We start from the raw sequence: 19,290 nt of genomic DNA, 5'->3' as shown, positions 1-19,290 counted from the left end.
GCCACCCCCTGACAGGGTGGCCGCCCTTTCGTTCGCTCAGAGGCCCGCGTGGGCGCCTCCGGCGGTGTGCCTACAGGCTTACTTGCCCTTGGCGGCTTCCTTGAGCTTGGAGCCCGCGGAGACCTTCACGCTGTAACCGGCCGGGATGTTGATCGGGTCGCCGGTCTGCGGGTTACGAGCGGTGCGAGCGGCACGGTGGGTGCGCTCGAAGGTCAGGAAGCCGGGGATGGTGACCTTCTCGTCGCCCTTGGCGACGACCTCGCCGACGGTCTCGGCGAGAGCGGCCAGCACGGCGTCGGCGTCCTTGCGGGTCACCTCGGCGCGGTCGGCCAGGGCGGCCACCAGCTCACTGCGGTTCATGTTGTTACTCCCGTGTTCTTCTTGCCTGTGAGGCGTGCCATGCGGCGGAGCCGCATGTATGGGCACAGCGAAGCCGATGCTGCCAGGGCCCTCGGACAGTCCCCGGACCCGGGTCTGGTGACAGACCCTCGCGCCCGAATAGGCATCCTGCCCCCACCAGCGGCGGGAACGCCAATCCGGCACCCTCTGGGGTCACACGAAAAGCGCCACGGGCTCTGGCGTGGTGACGTTCCGTCGACTCCGCCGAAACTCTTTGGAGCCGAGGCGCCACCCTACGGCGGATCTACGGCGCGGCGCCCGGCGACGCGCCGTTCCGACGGCGGGCCCGGGACCTTTCACGGCCCCGTCGCGGCCCGCCGTACGTGGTGTACGAACTCTCTCAGAGCCCGTTCGTCCCGTTGTCGGCACCCGCGCCGGCCGCCTTCGCGGCGGTGCGGACGGCGCCCGCGACGGCGCCGGCGACCTTGTCGTTGAAGACCGACGGGATGATGTAGTTCGGGTTCAGCTCGTCCTCGGTGACGACGTCGGCGAGGGCCGAGGCGGCCGCCAGCATCATCTCCGTGTTGACGGTGCGGGACTGAGCGTCCAGCAGACCGCGGAAGACACCCGGGAAGACCAGCACGTTGTTGATCTGGTTCGGGAAGTCCGAGCGGCCGGTGGCCACAACGGCCGCGGTCTGGCGGGCGATTGCCGGGTCGACCTCGGGGTCCGGGTTCGCGAGCGCGAACACGATCGCGCCCTCCGCCATCGCGGCGACGTCGTCCGCGCCGAGCAGGTTCGGGGCGGAGACGCCGATGAAGACGTCCGCGCCGACGACGGCCTGCTTGAGGGTGCCGGTGACGCCCTCGGGGTTGGTGTTGTCGGCGATCCAGCGCAGCGGCGAGTCCTTCTCGGCCTCGACCAGGTCCTCGCGGCCGGCGTGCACGACACCGTGGATGTCGGCGACGACGGCGTGCTTCACGCCCGCCGCGATGAGCAGCTTGAGGATGGCCGTACCGGCCGCGCCGGCGCCGGACATGACGACCCGTACGTCGCCGATTCCCTTGCCCACCACGCGCAGTGCGTTGGTGAGGGCGGCGAGGACGACGATCGCGGTGCCGTGCTGGTCGTCGTGGAAGACGGGGATGTCGAGGGCCTCGCGCAGGCGGGCCTCGATCTCGAAGCAGCGGGGCGCCGAGATGTCCTCGAGGTTGATGCCCGCGAAGCCGGGGGCGATCGCCTTGACGATCTCGACGATGGCGTCGGTGTCCTGGGTGTCCAGGCAGAGCGGCCAGGCGTCGATGCCGGCGAAGCGCTTGAAGAGGGCCGCCTTGCCCTCCATGACGGGCAGGGCGGCCTTGGGGCCGATGTTGCCGAGGCCGAGGACGGCGGAGCCGTCCGTCACGACTGCGACGGAGTTGCGCTTGATGGTGAGGCGGCGGGCGTCCTCGGGGTTCTCGGCGATCGCCATGCACACGCGGGCGACGCCCGGGGTGTAGATCATGGAGAGGTCGTCACGGTTGCGGATGGGGTGCTTGGACGCCATCTCGATCTTGCCGCCGAGGTGCATCAGGAACGTACGGTCGGAGACCTTGCCGAGGACGACGCCCTCGATGGTGCGCAGCTGCTCGACGATCTCGTCGGCGTGCGCGGTCGAGGTGGCGGCGATCGTGACGTCGATCCGCAGCTTCTCGTGGCCGGAGGCGGTCACGTCGAGGCCGGTGACGGAACCGCCGTGGGACTCCACCGCCGTGGTGAGCTGGGAGACCGCGGTTCCGCTGGCGGGAACCTCCAGCCTGACCGTCATCGAGTACGAGACGCTGGGCGCCGTTGCCATGGCCGAGTTCCTCTGCTTTCCCTGAGCTTCGTTGCTACGCCGCCCTGGCTGGTTGCCCGGCGGCGCCCTCCGATCGTCGCACCTACCTGCCGGTAGCAGGTAATGCGGTCATTTTGTTTTCGGAAAGTAGTTTCCACCATACGAGAACCCGCGAGGAAACAGAAGAGGTCCCTGTCACCAGGGGTGACAGGGACCTCAACTTCGTAGCTATGCACTAAGTGGCACCGACCCGCCATGCTCGCCTCGCGGCAAGAGGTCCCTCTGAGGGACGAAGGTTGGGCCCGGGGGCTTGGATCGAGCCGGTGCCATAGACAGGCTAACAAACCACTCTGGTAAGTGATTCCTGCGACGCAGGTTGACCGGAAATCAGTCCCTGAGCAGGTCGGGAACCCCCGCCGCGTCCGGCACGTCCCGGGCGCCCGAGACGACGGTGAGCTGCTGCGTGGCGCGGGTCAGCGCCACGTAGAGCACCCGCAGCCCGGCCGGGGACTCGTCCGCGATCTCTGCGGGCGAGACCACCACCGTGGCGTCGTACTCCAGGCCCTTGGCCTCCAGGGAGCCGAGTGCCACCACCCGGTCGCCGAGGTCGGCCAGCCAGCGGGCGGCCTGCTCGCGCCGGTTCATGGCGACCACGACACCGACCGTTCCGTCCACCCGTTCGAGCAGACGGCGTGCCTCGCTCCGTACGATTTCGGCCAGATCGGCCTTCTCCGCCACCGGCACGAAGCGCGGCACCACGCCGGTCGACCGCACCGCCCGCGGAGAGATGCTGCCGGGCATGGCGAGGGCGAGCACCTTGGCGGCGAGCTCGGCGATCTCGGCGGGATTGCGGTAGTTCACGGTCAGCTCGAAGCGGCGGCGCGGACGGCTCCCCAGCGCCTCGTCGCGGGCCTCGGCGGCCTCGTCCGGGGTCGACCAGGACGACTGCGCCGGGTCGCCGACGACCGTCCAGGTCGCGTGGCGGCCGCGCCGCCCGACCATCCGCCACTGCATGGGCGTGAGGTCCTGCGCCTCGTCGACGATGACGTGGGCGTACTCGGTGCGCTCGGCCGCGAGCCGTTCGGCCCGCTCGCGCTGCGTCTCCTCCCGTACGGGCATCAGCTCTTCCAGGCCCGTGAGCTGGTCCAGCGGGTCGTACTCCCGCTTCTTGCGCGGCCGGGCCGGGGCGCCGAGGAGGGTGTTCAGCTCGTCGAGGAGCGCCACGTCGTGCACGGAGAGCCCGTCACGGCGCAGGGAGCGGGCGAGGCGGCGGACCTCGCCGGGGTTGAGGATGCGCCGGGCCCAGCGGCCGAGGCGCTTCTCGTCGGCCATCGCGTCGAGGACCTGGCGGGGGGTGAGCTCGGGCCACCAGGCGTCGAGGAAGCGGAGGAACGAGTCCTCGGTGGAGACGTCCTCGTCGAAGGAGGAGCGCAGCTCGGCGGCGAGCTCGGGGTCGCTGTGCCGTCCGGCGGCGCCGGATCTGGCGTACAGCGCGTCGAGCAGCAGCCTGCGGGCGCGCGGACGCAGCAGGTTGACGGGCGCGGAGCCGCCCAGGACGTTGTGCCGGATGCGCTGGAGGTCGTCGGCCTCCAGCTCCAGACGGCGGCCGAAGGCGACGACCCGCAGGCGCGTGGGCGTGCCGGCGGGTGCCTGGGGCTCGTCGAAGGAGAGCTGATCGCCGTCGGCCGGCTTGGGCGCGGGGGTCTCCAGGGCGCCGCGGGCGGCCTTGCGCAGGACGGCGAGCATCCGCGAGGAGCCCTTGACGCGGGCCACGGCCGGCTCGTCGTACGTGGTGGCCTCCACGCCGTCCACGAGCGAGCCGAGGGCGCGGATGGCGACCTGGCCCTCCTCGCCGAGCGAGGGCAGGACGCCCTCGGTGTACGAGACGAGCAGCGGGGTCGGGGAGACGATCAGGATGCCGCCCGCGTACCGCCGCCGGTCCTGGTAGAGCAGATAGGCCGCCCGGTGCAGGGCCACCGCCGTCTTCCCGGTGCCGGGGCCGCCCTCGACGTACGTGACGGAGGCGGCGGGCGCGCGGATGACCAGGTCCTGCTCGGCCTGGATGGAGGAGACGATGTCGCGCATGGTGTGGCTGCGGGCCTGGCCGAGGGCGGCCATCAGGGCGCCGTCGCCGATCACCGGCAGCTCGCGCCCGTCCAGGGTCGCCTTCAGCTCGGGGCGCATCAGGTCGTCCTCGACGCCGAGGACCTTGCGGCCCTTGGAGCGGATGACGCGGCGGCGCACCACCCGGCCGGGGTCGACCGGCGTGGAGCGGTAGAAGGGCGCGGCGGCGGGTGCGCGCCAGTCGATGACGAGCGGCGCGTAGTCGGAGTCGAGGACGCCGATCCGGCCGATGTGGAGGGTCTCGCCGATGTCGGCCGTGTTGTCGGGCCGTACGGCGTCCTCGGCGGGCTCGACGGAGGTGTACGCGCCGTCGGGGCCCTTCTTGCCGTCCTTGCCGTAGAGCAGGTCGATCCGGCCGAAGAGGAAGTCCTCGAACTCGTTGTTGAGCCGGTTGAGGTGGATACCGGCCCGGAACACCTGGGCGTCGCGCTCGGCGAGCGCGCCGGGCGTGCCGACCTGGCCGCGCTTGGCGGCGTCGTTCATCAGGAACTCCGCCTCGCGGATCTTCTCCTCGAGGCGGCGGTAGACCTGGTCCAGATGTTCCTGCTCGACACCGATCTCACGGTCCCGGACCGTGTCCACGGTGTCCACGGCTTCCTGCGCGGCCACTAAGGCCCCCTTCTGACGTGCACTGGGCAGCCGTCGAGCGTACGCCACAGGGGGCCGAAATGTCAGGCCTCCACCTCCACGAGGCGTTCGCCGTCGAAGGTCCGGACCTCGAAGTGGTCGATGTCGTTGCGCTCCATGGCCGCCCCGCCGTGCACGTACAGCGGGTTCTTGGCGCTCTCCATGGTGGCGTCGGGGATGCCGTATCCCCATTTCGGCACGGCCCAGGAGGTGACGACCTCCTCCTCGCCGCTCTTGGAGACGGCGACGAGCCGGCACTTGAGCGGGCCCTTGACGTTCTTGAGTTCGAGGACGGTGTGGGTGCCCCAGCCCTTCTTCTCCAGACCGACGGTGGCACTGATCTTGGTCGTCGGGTCGGTGGCCTGGATCTTCTCTTCCATGTGGTTGAAGAAGGCGTCCTCGGCGGGGCTGGTGGGGTGGGGCTCGATCGCCCGGTTCTCCTTGCCTCCGTCGGAGGTGGCGACGACGGCGACGGCGGGTCCGCCGACGACGAGGATCGCCGCGGCGGCGACGAGGTAGAAGGTGCGGCGACGGGAGCGGGCCCGCTTGGCGCCCACCTCGTCCATGAGCCGGCCGAGGAGCTGCGGCCCGGGTGTGGAGTCGAGGGAGACGGGAGCGGAGGGGATGCGCCGAGGACCGGGCGGGGCCGGCGGCCGGGGCGCGAAGTCGTCGAAGGCCCGGTCGGCGTACGGATCGGCCACGGGTCCCGTGGAGCCGGCGTACGGGTCGGGGGCGGCATACAGGCCCGAGTACGGGTCCGGGGCGGCCGGAGCGGTGTCGCCGTCCGCCAGCATGGCCAGCATCGGCTCCATCCCGGCGAACTCCTCCACGTGCGCGGCGCAGAGGTCGCAGTCCACCAGGTGCGCCTCGAAGGCGGCGGCGTCGACGTCGTCCAGGATGCCGAGTACGTACGCACCCGCGGCGTCGTGCGGCGGTGTCATGCCGATACCCCCCTCTCCTCCAGCGCGAGCTTCATCGAACGGAGTGCGTAGAACACCCGGGAACGCACGGTCCCGGCAGGTATGCCGAGGGTCTCGGCCGCCTCATTGACCGTACGCCCCTTGAAGTAGGTCTCGACCAACACTTCCCGGTGGGCGGGCGTCAAATCGTCGAGCGCATCAGAGAGCGTCATCAGCCACAGCGCCTTGTCGATCTCGTCCTCCGCGGGCAGGACCTCGAGCGGTGACGGATCGACCTCCTGAGGCCGGGCCTGCCGGCTTCGGTGGCCGTCGATGACGATGCGCCGGGCAACCGTCACCAGCCAAGGTCGGACGGAGCCGGTAGCCCTGTTGAGCTGGCCGGCGTTCTTCCAGGCACGGATGAGCGTCTCCTGCACGACGTCCTCGGCACGCTGGCGATCGCCGGCGACGAGGCGTAGTACATAGGCGAGCAGGGGCCCGGCATGTTCGCGGTAGAGAGCACGCATCAACTCCTCGTCAGGGACGTCGGGTCGAAAGCGTGGGACCTCACTGCGATGCCGGGCCCGATGCGGACGGTCATCGGCCACGGCCGCATCCTTGCGCACCTGAACCTCCCGGTCGAGACCCTGTTGTCGTCGAGAGGTACGGAGCCGGAGAGGGTTCGACTCAACGGTGCTCAAGATTTTTTCACACCGGCACGATTCCCCTTCGGGCTGCCCGATGGCGGGCAACTCGTTCGCGGTTACCGCAGGTCTCACTGGAGCACCAGCGCCGGCGGCGTCCCCGCGACGTATCCAGATAACAGCGGCGGCAGTTGTCGCCCTCGCACCGTCGGAGCAGGGCGCGGGCGGCCGGGTCGGTGAGCAGGTCGACGGCGTCCCTGGCGACGGCGGCGAGCAGGGCGCGGCAGTCGGGTTCGTCGCTCAACGCCCGTACGAGCCCGTCGGCTTCCGTGCGGACGGCGCGGGGCGCGGGCGGGGCGGAGGCGGCGGCGAACGCGTTGAGCCGCTCCAGCGCGGGATCGGCGCGCCGCCCGTCGAGCTGGGCGCCCACCAGTTCGCGGACGCAGTCGCGCAGTTCGCGAAAGCGCACGACCCAGTGGGCGTCGAGCGCGCTCAGCGGGGTGGCGGCCGGGACGAGTCCGGTGGTGCGCAGGAAGTCGTCGAGCGCGTCGGCGCGGCGGAGCGCGTGGGCGGCCAGATCCAGGCAGATCCGCCCGGAGTCGAACCGTACGGTCATGACCCTGTCACCACCTCGCGGTCGTGGGGCCGGCGCGGGAACCGGCGGGCGCTGCGACCAGAGTGCCCACCCCGAGCGGAGCCCGCTAGAGGGCGCGTCGGACGGATACGGCGAGCCGGAGCCGTGCCCGGTGGGCGACTGCGGTCGGCGGGAGAGCTGCGCCGTGGACGGATGCGGATGGGGAGGGGGGTCGTCCCGTCGTGGACGCCCGCGTATGGATCGTGGACGCACGTGCATGGTCTCGCCGGCCCGCGGCCGCTTGACTGGGGCCATGACGGACAACAGGGGTGGGACGGCGGCCGGCGCGGTGCTGGGCGCGGCGACGGTGGCGACGGGACTGATCGCCGGAGTGTGGTTCGCGTACGTGTGCTCGGTGATGCCGGCGCTGGCACGGAGCGACGACAAGGTCTTCGTGGAGGTGATGCGGAACATCAACGACGTGATCCAGAACCCGGTCTTCTTCACGCCCTTCTTCGGGGCGTTGATCCTGACCGCGGTCGCGGCATGGCAGCTGCGGGGCACCCCGGCGAAGCCGTGGGCGCTCGCGGCGCTGGTCGTGTACGTGGCCGTCTTCGTGGTCACCTCGGCGGTGAACGTCCCGCTCAACGACGCCCTCGCGGCGGCCACGGACCCGGTACGGGCCCGCGCGGACTTCGAGACCCCGTGGGTGGCCTGGAACATCGTCCGCGCGGTCCTGACGGCCGTGGGCTTCGCGTGCCTGCTGCGGGCGCTCGCGATACGCCGGGCGCGGTGACCGCGCCGTGCGCACCGGACCTACTCGTCGTACTTGGTGTCCGCCACCGGGTCGAGCGCCAGCCGGTAACCCCGCTTGACCACCGTCTGGATCAGCTTCGGCGTGCCGAGTGCCGTCCGCAGCCGGGCCATCGCCGTCTCCACGGCGTGCTCGTCGCGGCCGGCGCCCGGCAGGGCGCGCAGCAGCTCGGCCCGGGAGACGACCCAGCCGGGTCGCCGGGCCAGGGTGCCCAGCAGCGCCATCCCGGCCGGCGGCACCGGACGCAGAGAGCCGTCGACCAGGACCGCGTGCCCCCGGATCTCGATGCGGTGGCCGGCCACCGGGAGCGTACGGGCCCGGGAGGGCAGTTCCTGGCAGAGCAGTTGCACCAGCGGCCCGAGCCGGAAGCGCTCCGGCTGGAGCGTGTCGATGCCGTGCGCCTGGAGCGGCAGCGCCGTCACCGGCCCCACGCACACCGCGAGCACCTCGTTCCGCAGCGCCGCGAGGAACTCCGGCAGCACGCCCCGGTCCTCCGCCCGCGTCAGAAGCGAGGCGGCGGCCGGCGCGCTGGTGAAGGTGACGGCGTCCAGGGAACCGCTCAGCACCCCGTCCAGGAGCCGGTCCAGCGGGCCGACGTCCTCGGGAGGCATCCACCGGTAGACCGGTACGCCGACGACCTCCGCGCCGCCCGCCGTCAGCGCCTCCACGAACCCCGGGAGCGGCTCCCCGTGCAGCTGGAGCGCGATCCTCCGCCCTGCCACGCCCTCGGCGAGGAGCCGGTCGAGCACCTCTGCCATGGACTCGGACGACGGGGACCACGACTCCGTGAGCCCCGCCGCCCGTACCGCGCCCTTGACCTTGGGCCCGCGGGCGAGGAGTTCGACGCCCCGCAGGCAGTCGAGGAGCTCCTCGCCGTAGCCCCAGCCGTCCGCCGCCTCGACCCAGCCGCGGAAGCCGATCGCCGTGGTGGCGACGACGACGTCCGGGGCGTGGTCGATGAGTTCCTTCGTGGCGGCGAGCAGTTCCGTGTCGTCCGCGAGCGGCACGATCCTCAGCGCCGGGCCGTGGACCACGGCCGCACCCCGGCGGCGAAGGAGCGCGCCCAGCTCGTCCGCGCGCCGTGCCGCCGTGACGCCGACGGTGAACCCCGCGAGGGGACCCTGCTCTTGCTCGTACATGACGACCGAGCCTGACGGCGATTGGTCACAGACTCGGATCGCCGGTATTTCCTGGCCGTTACGGACCACTCCGGATCACACCTCGGCGTAACCGCGCTGCGGCGACGTCTCACCCGAGGCACCTGCCGCGCCTTCCGCCGTGTCCGGTACGGCGACCGGGCGGCGAAGGTATACCGCCCAGGTCACGACCATGCAGGCCGCGTAGAAGACGAGGAAGGCGACGAAGGCCGAGGTGCCGGTGCCGGCCGTCTGGAAGGACTGCCGGAAGGCCAGGTTGATGCCGAGCCCGCCGAGCGCGCCGACCGCGCCGATCAGCCCCATGGAGGCCCCGGAGAGCCTGCGGCCGTACGACTCCGCCTCCTCGCCGGACAGGCCCTTGCGGTGGCCCTGCGCCAGGAAGATCGCGGGGATCATCTTGTACGTGGAGCCGTTGCCGAGGCCGCTGAGGACGAAGAGTCCGATGAAGCCGACGAGGAAGACTGCGAGGGACTCGACGACCGAGGCGTAGACGACGACCGCCGTCGCGAGCGCCATGGCCGCGAAGGTCGACAGGGTGATGCGGGCGCCGCCGTACTTGTCGGCGAGCGAGCCGCCGACGGGCCGGATCAGCGAGCCGAGCAGCGGGCCGATGAAGGTGAGCGAGGCGGCCTGGAGCGGGGTGCGGCCGAACTGGGTCTGGAGGACCAGACCGAAGGCGAAGCTGTAGCCGATGAAGGAGCCGAAGGTGCCGATGTAGAGGAAGGCCATGATCCAGGTGTGCTTGGCCCCCACCGCTTCCTTCACGGCTCCGGTGTCGTTCTTCACCGGCGCGAGGTTGTCCATGAAGAGCGCGGAGCACACCGCCGCGATCAGGATGAGCGGGACGTAGACGCCGAGGACGATCCGCGGGTGCATGGCGCCGGCGGTGCCGATGACGAGCAGGCCGATGAGCTGGACGACGGGGACGCCGATGTTGCCGCCGCCCGCGTTCAGGCCGAGCGCCCAGCCCTTCTTCCGCAGCGGGAAGAAGGCGTTGATGTTGGTCATGGAGGAGGCGAAGTTGCCGCCTCCGACGCCGGTGAGCGCCGCCACCAGCAGGAAGGTGTTGTACGAGGTGCCCGGCTCCATCACCGCGTAGGCGACGCCCGTCGGCAGGAGCAGCAGCAACGCGCTGAAGACGGTCCAGTTCCTGCCGCCGAAACGGGCGACGGCGAAGGTGTACGGGATCCGGATGAGCGCGCCGACGAAGGTCGCCGTCGCGATCAGGAAGAACTTCCCCGCCGGGTCGATGCCGTACTGCGGTCCCATGAAGAGGACCATGACCGACCACAGGCTCCAGATGGAGAAGCCGATGTGCTCGGAGAGCACGGAGAAGGCCAGATTGCGCCGGGCGATCCGCTCTCCTTGTTCACGCCAGAAGGTCTCGTCCTCCGGCTCCCACCGTTCGATCCATCGGCCGCCCATCACGTACCTCCACGGTGTCGGGTCCCGAGCGTCCAGACGCCCTGGATCTCGTTGAGGAGACCCTAGGCAAGCCGCGTTTCGGGCCGGTGGCGGAAAGTGACGGGTACGGAACCTTGCTCTCACCCGGCGCACACAGGTGATGTGAGTACGGGGATACGGACCCGGGAGAGCTCCCCGGGTCGCCACGACCCGGATCGGATCCCTGGCACCTCAGGCCCCCGGCACCCCCGGCTCCCCTTCCGGTACCCAGGAGTCCGCGGGGCGCTCCAGCCAGCCCTCCCGCCGGCCGATCTCGGCCGCGGCGGTCCGCAGCGCGTCCAGGCCGGGGTGACGCAGCCCCTTGCGCCACACGAGGCTCACCGGCGAGAGCGGCACGGGGTCGACGAGGGGCCGCAGCACACGGCCCGGCATCGGCGGGAAGTCGACCACCGCGAGGACGGGCATGCGGAGCTTGGCCATGATCCGCTGGAACTCCTCCTTCCCCACCGCCATCGGCGCGGGCGGCGCGACGGCGATACCGCGCCCCGCGAAGAGCCGGGCGGCCAGGTCGGTCCACTCCGGGGTGCGGTCGTTGCCGGCGCCCGCGTAGACGCTCTCGCCCGCCAGCGCGGCCAGCGGCACCGCTGCGAGGTCCGCGAGCCGGTGGTCGTCGGGCAGCGCCACCGCCATCGGCTCGTACCGTACGAACTGCGAGGCGAGCCGCCCGCGCGTGGACGCGTCGAGCCCGCCGTACCGTCCGAAGGAGACGTCGAGGCGCCCGGCGAGGATCTCGGCGGCGGCCCCGGCCAGCCCGTTCTCGAAACGGGCCATCAGCTCCTGTTCCGGGGCGAGTTCGCGCGCCCGTTCCAGGACGCGGCCCCGGGCGGGGAGACCGGTGCTGGTGAGATCGACCAGCAGGGGCCGGGCGGCCGCCCGGAAGGCGTCGGCGAGTTCGTCGCAGGCGGCCAGCACCCTGCGGGCGTACGGAAGGAGTCGCACGCCGTCCGGGGTGAGCGTCACCTGCCGGGTCGTCCGGACGAACAGGTCCGTGCCCAGGTCCCGCTCCAGCCGACGGATGTCGCGGCTGAGGGCCTGCTGGGCGACGTACAGGCGGGCGGCGGCACGGGTGAAGTGCAGCTCGTCGGCGACGGCGGTGAAGGCGCGCAGGAGCCGCGGCTCGATCTCGTACGAAGTGACCACCCGGCATTTAACAACACGAGTGCGTGAATGGCCACGGATCAGGTGTTGGACCGCGGCCCAGGGGTCCCCGGAGGCTGGGTCCATGCCGCACCACGACCTCACGCTCACCCCGGCGGGCCCCGCGCTCGCCCCCCGCTACCGCGAACCGCGCACAAGCACCGGCACCGGCACCGGCACCCGCACCCGCACCCGCACGACCGTCTCCGCCAATCCCTACCTGCGGCTCTTCGCCACCCCCGGCGCCCGAGCCTTCACCGTCGGCAATCTGATCGCCCGGCTGCCCATGGGCATGTTCGGCGTCAGCGCGGTGATCATGATCGCGGGGGCGTACGGCTCGTACGCGCTCGCCGGCGCCGTCACGGCGACGGGGATGGCCGCCACCGCCGTCGTCGCACCCTGGACCGCGCGGCTGGTCGACCGGCACGGGCAGGCCCGGGTCGCCGTCCCCGCCACGGCGCTCGCCGCGCTCGGCTCGCTGGCCCTGCTGCTGTGCGTGCACCACCGGGCGCCGGTCTGGACGCTGTTCGCCGCGTACGCCGCGACGGCGACCTGCCCCAACACCGGCGGGATGTCCCGCGCCCGCTGGGCCCACCTGTACCGGGGCGACCCGGCGGCGCTGCACACGGCCAACGCCTTCGAGCAGGCCGTCGACGAGCTGTGCTTCATGCTGGGCCCGGTCCTGGCGGCGTTCGTGTGCGCGGCGCTGTTCCCGGAGGCGGGCACGCTGCTCGCCACGGTCCTGCTGCTCACCGGCGTCCTGGTGTTCGCTGCCCAGCGCTCCACCGAACCCCCGGTCGCTCCCCGCTCCGCCACCGCACCCGGCTCCCTGCTGCGCGTGGCCGGAACGGTGCCTCTGCTCGGCGTCTTCCTGGCGACGGGCGCGGTCTTCGGCGCGATGGAGGTCGTGACGCTCGCGCACGTGGACGGCCCGCTCGCCGGCCCGATCCTGGCCCTGCAGGCCGCGGGCTCCTTCGCGGCCGGCCTGGTCTACGGCCGTACGGGCCGCGCGGTCCGGCTGCGCACCTGCCTCGTCGCGATGACCTGCCTGATGACGCTGCCGTTCCTGGGTGCCTCGACCGGCTCCCTGCTGGCCCTGGCGGCCGGTCTGCTGGTGGCGGGCATGGCGACCGCCCCGACGCTGGTCACAGGCATGGCGCTGGTCCAGCGCCTGACCCCGCACGGCCGGCTCAACGAGGGCATGACCCTCGCCGTGACCGCCCTCCTCGCGGGCATCGCGGTCGGCTCGGCCACCGGCGGCTGGACGGCCGAGAACGCTCCGTCGACGGTGTACGCCTTCCTGGTCCCGGCGGCCGCGGCCGCTCTGGCACTCGTACGGGAGACGACTCGGGAGACGAACCGGAAGGCCCGGGAGACCCGGAGGACGGCACCGGCGCCGACCCGACGTGCGCCGGTCCGGGAAATGACAGAGGCCCGGCGGTCGTCGTGACGACTGCCGGGCCTGTGCCCACATGGGATGAGTGGAGATGGCGGGAATCGAACCCGCGTCCAACGGTGCAGAATCAGGGCTTCTCCGTGTGCAGTCCGCTAGGAGTTTCTCAGCCCCGGAGATCACGCGGACAAGTCTCCGACGGGCTCAGTCACTGTTTGATTTCCCTCAGGCCCCCGTGACCGGGGCTAGAGGTTTAGATCCCTAAATGACGCCAGGATCCGGGTCGGGACCACCCCCGGGCTGACGCTCCTCACAGAGGCTTCTACTCGTTACCTAAAATTAGGCAGCGAGGGCGAAGCGGGAGTTATCGCTCTTGGAGTTGGCGATTATTGGTTGCGACATATGGTTTACGAGATCATTGCCGCTTCCTCGACACGCTTCCCCTGCTTCGACATCCGCTGTCGAAACCGATCATCCCCATGTTGTTTTTTCAAGGTGTGCACCCGCTGTGAGGTGCAGGCCCCATCGTACGTGACGACCGCGCACGGTTGCCAGCGTATTAAGGGGAGGCGACCGCGGGGAGCTAGGCCGACGCGGCCCGCTGACGACGCTTCGCCGCCGCGATCGCGCGGTTCGTCTCGCGCGTGTCCTGCTTCTCCCGCAGCGTCTGCCGCTTGTCGTACTCCTTCTTGCCCCTGGCGAGCGCGATCTCGACCTTGACGCGGCCCTTCAGGAAGTACAGGGCGAGGGGCACGATCGTGTGACCCGTCTCCTGGGACTTCGCCTCCAGCTTGTCGATCTCGGCGCGGTGCAGGAGCAGCTTGCGCTTCCGCTTCGCCGAGTGGTTGGTCCAGCTGCCCTGCATGTACTCGGGCACATGGATGTTGTGCAGCCACGCCTCGTGCCTGTCGATCTGCACGAAGCCGTCGACCAGCGACGCCCGGCCCATCCGGAGCGACTTCACCTCGGTGCCCATGAGCACCACACCGCACTCGTAGGTGTCGATGATGTGGTAGTCGTGGCGCGCCTTCTTGTTCTGCGCGATGATCTTGCGCTCAGGACCCTTCTCCGGGTCCTTCTTCTTGGCAGGCTTGCCCTGCACGTTCACGAGTCCCTTTGCCATAGTGCGGCCATTTTCGCACTACGAGCCCCCTCCGAGGCCACTCAATACCGTTCTGGCCCGCTCCTCGGCCCTCTTGCCGGTGGCATCGCCGACGATCAGGTCGGGGGTGATGCCCCTGCCGTCGACGCCGTGACCGGCGGGGGTGCGGTAATGACCGACGGTGAGCTCGGCGACGGAGCCGTCGGGCAGGGTGCTCGGCATCTGCACGGAGCCCTTGCCGAAGGTGCGCGCTCCGACGGTGACCGCCCGGCCCCGGTCCTGCAGGGCGCCGGTGAGGAGCTCGGCGGCGCTCATCGTGCCGCCGTCGACCAGGGCGACCACGGGCCGGTGGGTGTCCCCGCCGCTCTGGGCGTACAGCGCGCGCTGCTCGCCGTCGACGTCGTACGTGGCGACCAGACCGCCGTCGAGGAAGGCGGAGGCGGCGACGGCGGCCTCGGCGACCAGCCCGCCCGCGTTGCCGCGCAGGTCCAGCAAAACTCCGGCGCCGGCCGGGGCGTCCCGTACCGCTTCCCGTACCCGCTCGCCCGCGCCCTTGGTGAAGGCGGCCACCTTGATCAGCACCACTCCGTCGTCGAGCCGCCGCACGGTGACGTCCTCGGTGGCCAGCCGGGCCCTGCGCAGGGTCTCGGTCCAGGCGGAGCCGCCGCGCTCGACGCGGAGGGCGACCGTGGAGCCCGAGACGCCGGCGCCGCGCAGCAGGGCGACGACCTCCGAGACGGACAGGGCGCCGACATCGCGCCCGTCGACGGCGACGAGACGGTCGCCGGTCCGCAGCCCCGCCTTCGCGGCGGGGCCGCCGGCCTGGACGCGGGAGATCTCGATACGCCCCTGGGGCGCCTTCCGCGCGGAGATGCCGACGCCGGTGTACGAGCCGTCCAGCGCCTGCTCGAACTCCTCGAACTCCGCCCGGTCGTACACCGCGCCCCAGCGGTCGCCGCTGCGGCTGACGAACTCCTCGGCGGCCTTCTTGCCCGACTTGCCGTCGGCCATGGCGTCGGCGGCGGCGCGGGCGAGGGCGCTCCGGTCGACGGTGTCGCGCGGCGGGGAGAACTGCTCGCGCTTCACCGCGGTGGTCTCCTGCCGGGGCAGGGCGCCGGTCGCCGCGGCGGTGGCGAGGACCCCGGCGAAGACCAACGTCAAAGCGGCCCCACGGAGGACTCCGCGGGGCCGGAGACAGAGGTCGGTTCGCGACCCGGGGCCCACCGGCATGGCGCCCACTCTAGGACAAGCGAAAGGCGCCGTACGGTCGTTGACCGCACGGCGCCCGGGGCGCTCAAGGGGCTCTTCTCACACCTTGAGGTACTTGCGCAGCGCCACGAAGGCGGCCAGGGACGGCATCAGGAGACCGATGACGAGGACGAGCGGCAGCACCGAGAGGACGGCATCCCAGCCGATGAAGTTGACGAGCTGCATCTTCTCGGCGAGCGCGATGCCGTGGTCGATCAGGAAGTACCGGCCGACCAGGAGCATGATGCAGGCGACCGCGCCGCCGAGGAGGCCGGCGAAGGCCGCCTCCATGATGAACGGCATCTGGATGTAGAAGCTGGAGGCGCCGACCAGCCGCATGATGCCGGTCTCACGCCGTCGGCTGAAGGCGGAGACGCGCACCGTGTTGACGATCAGCATCAGCGCGATGATCAGCATGAGCGCCATGACGCCGAGAGCGGCGACGTTCATGCCGTTCATCAGGTCGAAGAGGTTCTGCAGGATGCCGCGCTGGTCCTGGATGGACTCCACCCCGTCGCGCCCCGCGAAGGCGGTGGCGACGACCTTGTACTTCTCCGGGTCGTCGAGCTTGACCCGGAACGACTCCTGCATCTGGTCGGGCGTGATGACCGACGCGATGGCGGTGTCGCTGTACTGCTCCTTGTAGTGCTTGTAGGCCTCGTCGGTCGACTCGTGGTGCACGGTCTCGACGATGTCCATCTTCCCCAGATCGGCTTCGATCTGTTCCTTCTGCTCGGTGGTCACCGCACCCTTGGCGCACTTGGGAGAGGTGGCCGCGTCGTTCTTGTTGCAGAGGAAGATGGAGACGTTGACCTTGTCGTACCAGTAGTCCTTCATCGTGCTGACCTGCTCACGCATGAGCAGCGCGCCGCCGAACAGGGCGAGCGAGAGGGCCACGGAGACGATGACGGCGAAGGTCATCGTGAGATTGCGCCGGAGACCGACGCCGATCTCGGAGAGCACGAACTGAGCGCGCATGGTGTTCTATCCCCTACCTGCTCAGTGCTGGTATCCGTAGACGCCGCGCGCCTGGTCGCGGACGAGGCGGCCCTTTTCGAGCTCGATGACGCGCTTGCGCATCTGGTCGACGATGTTCTGGTCGTGGGTCGCCATGACGACGGTGGTCCCTGTCCTGTTGATGCGGTCGAGCAGCTTCATGATGCCGACGGAGGTCTGCGGGTCGAGGTTGCCGGTGGGCTCGTCGGCGATCAGCAGCATGGGCCGGTTCACGAAGGCGCGGGCGATCGCGACGCGCTGCTGCTCACCACCGGAGAGCTCGCCGGGCATGCGGTCCTCCTTGCCGCCGAGGCCGACGAGGTCGAGGACCTGGGGCACGGCCTTGCGGATCTCTCCGCGCGGCTTGCCGATGACCTCCTGGGCGAAGGCGACGTTCTCGGCGACGGTCTTGTTGGGCAGCAGCCGGAAGTCCTGGAAGACGGTTCCGAGCTGGCGCCGCATCTGGGGCACCTTCCAGTTGGACAGCCGGGCGAGGTCCTTGCCGAGGACGTGCACCTGGCCGTGGCTGCAGCGCTCCTCGCGCAGGATCAGCCGGAGGAAAGTCGACTTTCCGGAGCCGGAGGAACCGACGAGGAAGACGAACTCCCCCTTCTCGATCTCCAGGGATACATCCCGGAGCGCGGGGCGGTTCTGCTTCGGATAGGACTTGGAGACGTTGTCGAATCGGATCACGGGTGCACCACGGTCGGCCGGGAGTAGGTGTGCGCGACCTTACGCGACCGGCGATGGCCTGCGCAGTCGCGGTCCCGGCTTGCGTGCTTTATCCTTTTCGCCCTTCGGGGCGGAAGCGATGCGATCCGGGTGTAATCCGACGGGGCGCGCCGAAACGCCGCGGAGCTGGCACAGTGGTAGGAGGAACGCTCGGGTACCGCCGAGCGTTGTGATGGGTGTGGACCCCGCGTGGACCCCTGTGCGGGAGGAGGAGAGCGCATGACCTACGACCGACTGGTGTGCGCCAACTGCGCGGCCCCCGTCGCAGAGGGCCGCTGCCCCGTCTGCCGCGCCAACCGGGAGCGTCTGGACCCGTCGACGGGCCTGACCCCGGCGATGCTGCTGACACTGGTGATCGCCCTCGTGGCGATGGTGGCGCTGCTCGCGGTGCTGCAGACCGCCTAGCACTTCCGCATACGAGCCGGACACGAGAGAGGGCCGGGGGTACTCCCCCGGCCCTCTTCGTCATGCTGGTGGCCTCACGGCCTCACTGCTTCGGCGATCCGCTCAGACGGCGGCACGCCCGCCGCCGACCAGACGCGGCAGCATCCGGAAGCCGATGCCACCGGCGATCATGGTGGCCGCACCGATGATCAGGAACGAGGTCTCGGCGGCGCCGGTCTCGGCCAGCTCCTCCTTGGCCTTGCCCTGCTCGACGGGCTGCGAGCCGGCGTTGTTGGTGCCGGGGTTGTTCTCGACGCACTCGGCGCCGTCGAGGTCTACGGTGCAGGTGTTGCCGCCACCGGTGGTGGAGGAACCGCCGTCGGTGGAGCCACCGGTCGCGGTGGAGCCGCCGGTGGTGCCACCGTTGCCGCCGTTCCCACCGTTGCCGTTCCCGCCATTGGCGTTGCCGCCGTTGCCGTTCCCGCCGTTGCCGTTCCCACCGTTGCCGTTGCCGCCGTTGCCGTTCCCACCGTTGCCGTTGTTGCCCTCGGTGGTGCCTTCGGTCGTGCCCTCGGTGGTGCCCTCCGTCGTGCCCTCGGTGGTTCCCTCCGTGGTCCCTTCGGTGGTGCCCTCCGTGGTGCCCTCGGTGGTCCCCTCCGTCGTGCCCTCGGTGGTCCCCTCCGTCGTGCCCTCGGTGGTCCCCTCCGTGGTCCCTTCGGTGGTGCCCTCCGTGGTGCCCTCGGTGGTCCCCTCCGTCGTGCCCTCGGTGGTTCCCTCCGTGGTCCCTTCGGTGGTGCCCTCGGTGGTCCCCTCCGTCGTGCCCTCGGTGGTGCCGACGGTGGTGTTGCCCTCGGTGTCGTTGGCGCCGACGGCGACCTCGATGCCCTTGTCGTTCACCTCGGCGGAAGCGCTGAGGCCGGCGACATCGATACCGACCGCCTGCGCAGCACCGGCCGCGGTCAGCGACGCGCCGGCGATGATCACCGTGCCGGCGGCTATACGTGCAACGCGGACCCGCGTCTTCTTCGTCATCTGGCTGCTACCCCCAGTAGCTCATCTCGTCAGTGGAGCAGCGCTCGGGGCCTCGAGCACGGAGGGCTCTGTCACAAAGCCGAGCCTGCCCCCGTTTCACACGCGCCCCAGAGATACGCATGCCATCGGCCACCCTCCCGAGTTTCCGCATACGCGTCAAGGACGTTGCGCGTGCGATGCCCGAAAGATCACCAGTTGCCCGCCATGCGGGGATGCAACTGTGACGTAAACGCTGAACTTCGGGCCCCGCCACGCCAGTTCCCTTGTCGACAAAGCGGCCTGCTCACCCCCGCTCCGCTTGCGCAAGCGAACGCCCGGTGCCGCTTCGCGGCACATCCAGGAGGGGGGCGTGCGCTGGTAGAGGACGGGGCGACAGGCGCGAACTGACGACCGGTCACGCACCTAGAGGGCGCGCCGGTAACGGACTTCGGGCACGGACACTCCGTCGTAGTCATCGGCCTGGACGGCGCCGTCGGCGACGTAACCGGCCCGCTCGTAGAAGCGGCGCGCCCCGCCGTTCCCGGCAAGGACCCACAACAGCACCGGCGCGAAGCCGGCGGCATGGGCGTGGGCATGCACGGCTTCGAGCAGCGCGCGACCGATGCCGGACCCGGTGAGCGACGGCTGAACGTACAGGGCGTAGAGCTCGCCCGTGTCCGGAGCCGTTGCGGTGTCACGAGAGGGCCCGAGACAGGCCCAACCGACGACGCGTCCACGGGCGTCGACCGCCACCAGGTCGGTCGAGTCGCCCCTCGTCGGGCGGCGACGGTCGACCGCGCGACGACGCGGCGCCGGGCCCCACACACTC

Annotated in this window: 18 protein-coding genes and 1 other RNA gene; 3 read left to right on the top strand and 16 right to left on the bottom strand. The window is 70.8% G+C overall.

Features of this window, described 5'->3' with window-relative positions; genetic code table 11:
• Window positions 1-78: 78 nt before the first annotated feature.
• The 6 genes from ACFQ7Q_RS19195 to ACFQ7Q_RS19170 all read right to left on the bottom strand — a co-directional run bounded on the left by ACFQ7Q_RS19195 (window position 79) and on the right by ACFQ7Q_RS19170 (window position 7,065).
• A complete protein-coding gene (locus ACFQ7Q_RS19195; RefSeq protein WP_017237029.1) occupies window positions 79-360 on the bottom strand; it encodes an HU family DNA-binding protein in 282 nt (93 codons plus the stop codon).
• A 379-nt stretch (window positions 361-739) separates the two neighbouring features.
• Window positions 740-2,176: an NAD-dependent malic enzyme gene (locus ACFQ7Q_RS19190; protein ID WP_383556420.1), complete on the bottom strand. Its 1,437-nt coding sequence runs from the start codon at window positions 2,174-2,176 to the stop codon at window positions 740-742.
• 366 nt (window positions 2,177-2,542) lie between these two features.
• Window positions 2,543-4,888: a HelD family protein gene (locus ACFQ7Q_RS19185; RefSeq protein WP_383556417.1), complete on the bottom strand. Its 2,346-nt coding sequence runs from the start codon at window positions 4,886-4,888 to the stop codon at window positions 2,543-2,545.
• Window positions 4,889-4,950: 62 nt separating this feature from the next.
• Complete coding sequence (locus ACFQ7Q_RS19180; RefSeq protein ID WP_383556412.1) at window positions 4,951-5,847, bottom strand: RNA polymerase subunit sigma; 897 nt, start codon at window positions 5,845-5,847, stop codon at window positions 4,951-4,953.
• The gene (locus tag ACFQ7Q_RS19175) at window positions 5,844-6,431 is read right to left on the bottom strand and encodes a sigma-70 family RNA polymerase sigma factor (protein WP_383556409.1); all 588 of its coding nucleotides are present in this window, start codon (window positions 6,429-6,431) and stop codon (window positions 5,844-5,846) included. Before ACFQ7Q_RS19175 ends, ACFQ7Q_RS19180 begins: the two co-directional genes overlap by 4 nt.
• A gap of 82 nt (window positions 6,432-6,513) precedes the next feature.
• Window positions 6,514-7,065 carry a CGNR zinc finger domain-containing protein gene (locus tag ACFQ7Q_RS19170; RefSeq protein WP_383556406.1) on the bottom strand — a complete coding sequence of 184 codons (552 nt, stop codon included), beginning with the start codon at window positions 7,063-7,065 and terminating at the stop codon, window positions 6,514-6,516.
• A gap of 271 nt (window positions 7,066-7,336) precedes the next feature.
• Here ACFQ7Q_RS19170 and ACFQ7Q_RS19165 point away from each other — a divergent pair, with 271 nt between their 5' ends.
• A complete protein-coding gene (locus ACFQ7Q_RS19165; RefSeq protein WP_383556403.1) occupies window positions 7,337-7,819 on the top strand; it encodes a DUF1772 domain-containing protein in 483 nt (160 codons plus the stop codon).
• A gap of 20 nt (window positions 7,820-7,839) precedes the next feature.
• Here ACFQ7Q_RS19165 and ACFQ7Q_RS19160 read toward each other — a convergent pair whose 3' ends face one another.
• The 3 genes from ACFQ7Q_RS19160 to ACFQ7Q_RS19150 form a co-directional block, all read right to left on the bottom strand.
• The gene (locus tag ACFQ7Q_RS19160) at window positions 7,840-8,976 is read right to left on the bottom strand and encodes a uroporphyrinogen-III synthase (protein ID WP_383556401.1); all 1,137 of its coding nucleotides are present in this window, start codon (window positions 8,974-8,976) and stop codon (window positions 7,840-7,842) included.
• A gap of 75 nt (window positions 8,977-9,051) precedes the next feature.
• Entirely contained in the window at window positions 9,052-10,419 is a 1,368-nt protein-coding gene (locus ACFQ7Q_RS19155) for a nitrate/nitrite transporter (RefSeq protein WP_383556398.1), read from the bottom strand.
• A 210-nt stretch (window positions 10,420-10,629) separates the two neighbouring features.
• Window positions 10,630-11,598 carry a LysR family transcriptional regulator gene (locus tag ACFQ7Q_RS19150; RefSeq protein ID WP_383556396.1) on the bottom strand — a complete coding sequence of 323 codons (969 nt, stop codon included), beginning with the start codon at window positions 11,596-11,598 and terminating at the stop codon, window positions 10,630-10,632.
• A gap of 82 nt (window positions 11,599-11,680) precedes the next feature.
• Here ACFQ7Q_RS19150 and ACFQ7Q_RS19145 point away from each other — a divergent pair, with 82 nt between their 5' ends.
• Window positions 11,681-13,045 carry an MFS transporter gene (locus tag ACFQ7Q_RS19145; RefSeq protein WP_383556394.1) on the top strand — a complete coding sequence of 455 codons (1,365 nt, stop codon included), beginning with the start codon at window positions 11,681-11,683 and terminating at the stop codon, window positions 13,043-13,045.
• A 29-nt stretch (window positions 13,046-13,074) separates the two neighbouring features.
• On the opposite strand, the gene ssrA is transcribed toward ACFQ7Q_RS19145, so the two are convergent.
• The 5 genes from ssrA to ftsE all read right to left on the bottom strand — a co-directional run bounded on the left by ssrA (window position 13,075) and on the right by ftsE (window position 17,027).
• Window positions 13,075-13,467: a transfer-messenger RNA gene (ssrA, locus tag ACFQ7Q_RS19140) on the bottom strand.
• Window positions 13,468-13,571: 104 nt separating this feature from the next.
• Window positions 13,572-14,111, bottom strand: a complete 540-nt coding sequence (smpB, locus tag ACFQ7Q_RS19135) for an SsrA-binding protein SmpB (protein ID WP_383556392.1) — start codon at window positions 14,109-14,111, stop codon at window positions 13,572-13,574.
• An 18-nt stretch (window positions 14,112-14,129) separates the two neighbouring features.
• Window positions 14,130-15,320 carry a S41 family peptidase gene (locus tag ACFQ7Q_RS19130; RefSeq protein WP_383556390.1) on the bottom strand — a complete coding sequence of 397 codons (1,191 nt, stop codon included), beginning with the start codon at window positions 15,318-15,320 and terminating at the stop codon, window positions 14,130-14,132.
• A gap of 78 nt (window positions 15,321-15,398) precedes the next feature.
• Window positions 15,399-16,316 (bottom strand): permease-like cell division protein FtsX, encoded by a 918-nt coding sequence (gene ftsX, locus ACFQ7Q_RS19125; RefSeq protein ID WP_383556387.1) that lies wholly within the window; start codon window positions 16,314-16,316, stop codon window positions 15,399-15,401.
• A 21-nt stretch (window positions 16,317-16,337) separates the two neighbouring features.
• Window positions 16,338-17,027, bottom strand: a complete 690-nt coding sequence (gene ftsE / locus ACFQ7Q_RS19120; protein ID WP_260229593.1) for a cell division ATP-binding protein FtsE — start codon at window positions 17,025-17,027, stop codon at window positions 16,338-16,340.
• A gap of 258 nt (window positions 17,028-17,285) precedes the next feature.
• Here ftsE and ACFQ7Q_RS19115 point away from each other — a divergent pair, with 258 nt between their 5' ends.
• Window positions 17,286-17,471 carry a hypothetical protein gene (locus tag ACFQ7Q_RS19115; RefSeq protein ID WP_383556384.1) on the top strand — a complete coding sequence of 62 codons (186 nt, stop codon included), beginning with the start codon at window positions 17,286-17,288 and terminating at the stop codon, window positions 17,469-17,471.
• Between the two features lie 102 nt (window positions 17,472-17,573).
• On the opposite strand, the gene ACFQ7Q_RS19110 is transcribed toward ACFQ7Q_RS19115, so the two are convergent.
• Both ACFQ7Q_RS19110 and ACFQ7Q_RS19105 read right to left on the bottom strand, forming a co-directional pair.
• Window positions 17,574-18,482 carry a hypothetical protein gene (locus ACFQ7Q_RS19110; protein ID WP_383556382.1) on the bottom strand — a complete coding sequence of 303 codons (909 nt, stop codon included), beginning with the start codon at window positions 18,480-18,482 and terminating at the stop codon, window positions 17,574-17,576.
• Window positions 18,483-18,884: 402 nt separating this feature from the next.
• Window positions 18,885-19,286 carry a GNAT family N-acetyltransferase gene (locus tag ACFQ7Q_RS19105; protein ID WP_383556379.1) on the bottom strand — a complete coding sequence of 134 codons (402 nt, stop codon included), beginning with the start codon at window positions 19,284-19,286 and terminating at the stop codon, window positions 18,885-18,887.
• Window positions 19,287-19,290: the final 4 nt, after the last annotated feature.

This window comes from Streptomyces sp. NPDC056527, from assembly GCF_042794475.1.
Taxonomy (GTDB): domain Bacteria; phylum Actinomycetota; class Actinomycetes; order Streptomycetales; family Streptomycetaceae; genus Streptomyces.
This window is presented reverse-complemented; position numbering and strand designations above follow the sequence as displayed.

Coding starts and splice junctions, on each gene's coding strand:
- ACFQ7Q_RS19195 (WP_017237029.1), bottom strand. CDS start 360: ATGAACCGCAGTGAGCTGGTGGCCGCCCTGGCCGACCGCGCCGAGGTG.
- ACFQ7Q_RS19190 (WP_383556420.1), bottom strand. CDS start 2,176: ATGGCAACGGCGCCCAGCGTCTCGTACTCGATGACGGTCAGGCTGGAG.
- ACFQ7Q_RS19180 (WP_383556412.1), bottom strand. CDS start 5,847: ATGACACCGCCGCACGACGCCGCGGGTGCGTACGTACTCGGCATCCTG.
- ACFQ7Q_RS19170 (WP_383556406.1), bottom strand. CDS start 7,065: ATGACCGTACGGTTCGACTCCGGGCGGATCTGCCTGGATCTGGCCGCC.
- ACFQ7Q_RS19165 (WP_383556403.1), top strand. CDS start 7,337: ATGACGGACAACAGGGGTGGGACGGCGGCCGGCGCGGTGCTGGGCGCG.
- ACFQ7Q_RS19160 (WP_383556401.1), bottom strand. CDS start 8,976: ATGTACGAGCAAGAGCAGGGTCCCCTCGCGGGGTTCACCGTCGGCGTC.
- ACFQ7Q_RS19155 (WP_383556398.1), bottom strand. CDS start 10,419: ATGGGCGGCCGATGGATCGAACGGTGGGAGCCGGAGGACGAGACCTTC.
- ACFQ7Q_RS19145 (WP_383556394.1), top strand. CDS start 11,681: ATGCCGCACCACGACCTCACGCTCACCCCGGCGGGCCCCGCGCTCGCC.
- smpB (WP_383556392.1), bottom strand. CDS start 14,111: ATGGCAAAGGGACTCGTGAACGTGCAGGGCAAGCCTGCCAAGAAGAAG.
- ACFQ7Q_RS19130 (WP_383556390.1), bottom strand. CDS start 15,320: ATGCCGGTGGGCCCCGGGTCGCGAACCGACCTCTGTCTCCGGCCCCGC.
- ftsX (WP_383556387.1), bottom strand. CDS start 16,316: ATGCGCGCTCAGTTCGTGCTCTCCGAGATCGGCGTCGGTCTCCGGCGC.
- ACFQ7Q_RS19115 (WP_383556384.1), top strand. CDS start 17,286: ATGACCTACGACCGACTGGTGTGCGCCAACTGCGCGGCCCCCGTCGCA.
- ACFQ7Q_RS19110 (WP_383556382.1), bottom strand. CDS start 18,482: ATGACGAAGAAGACGCGGGTCCGCGTTGCACGTATAGCCGCCGGCACG.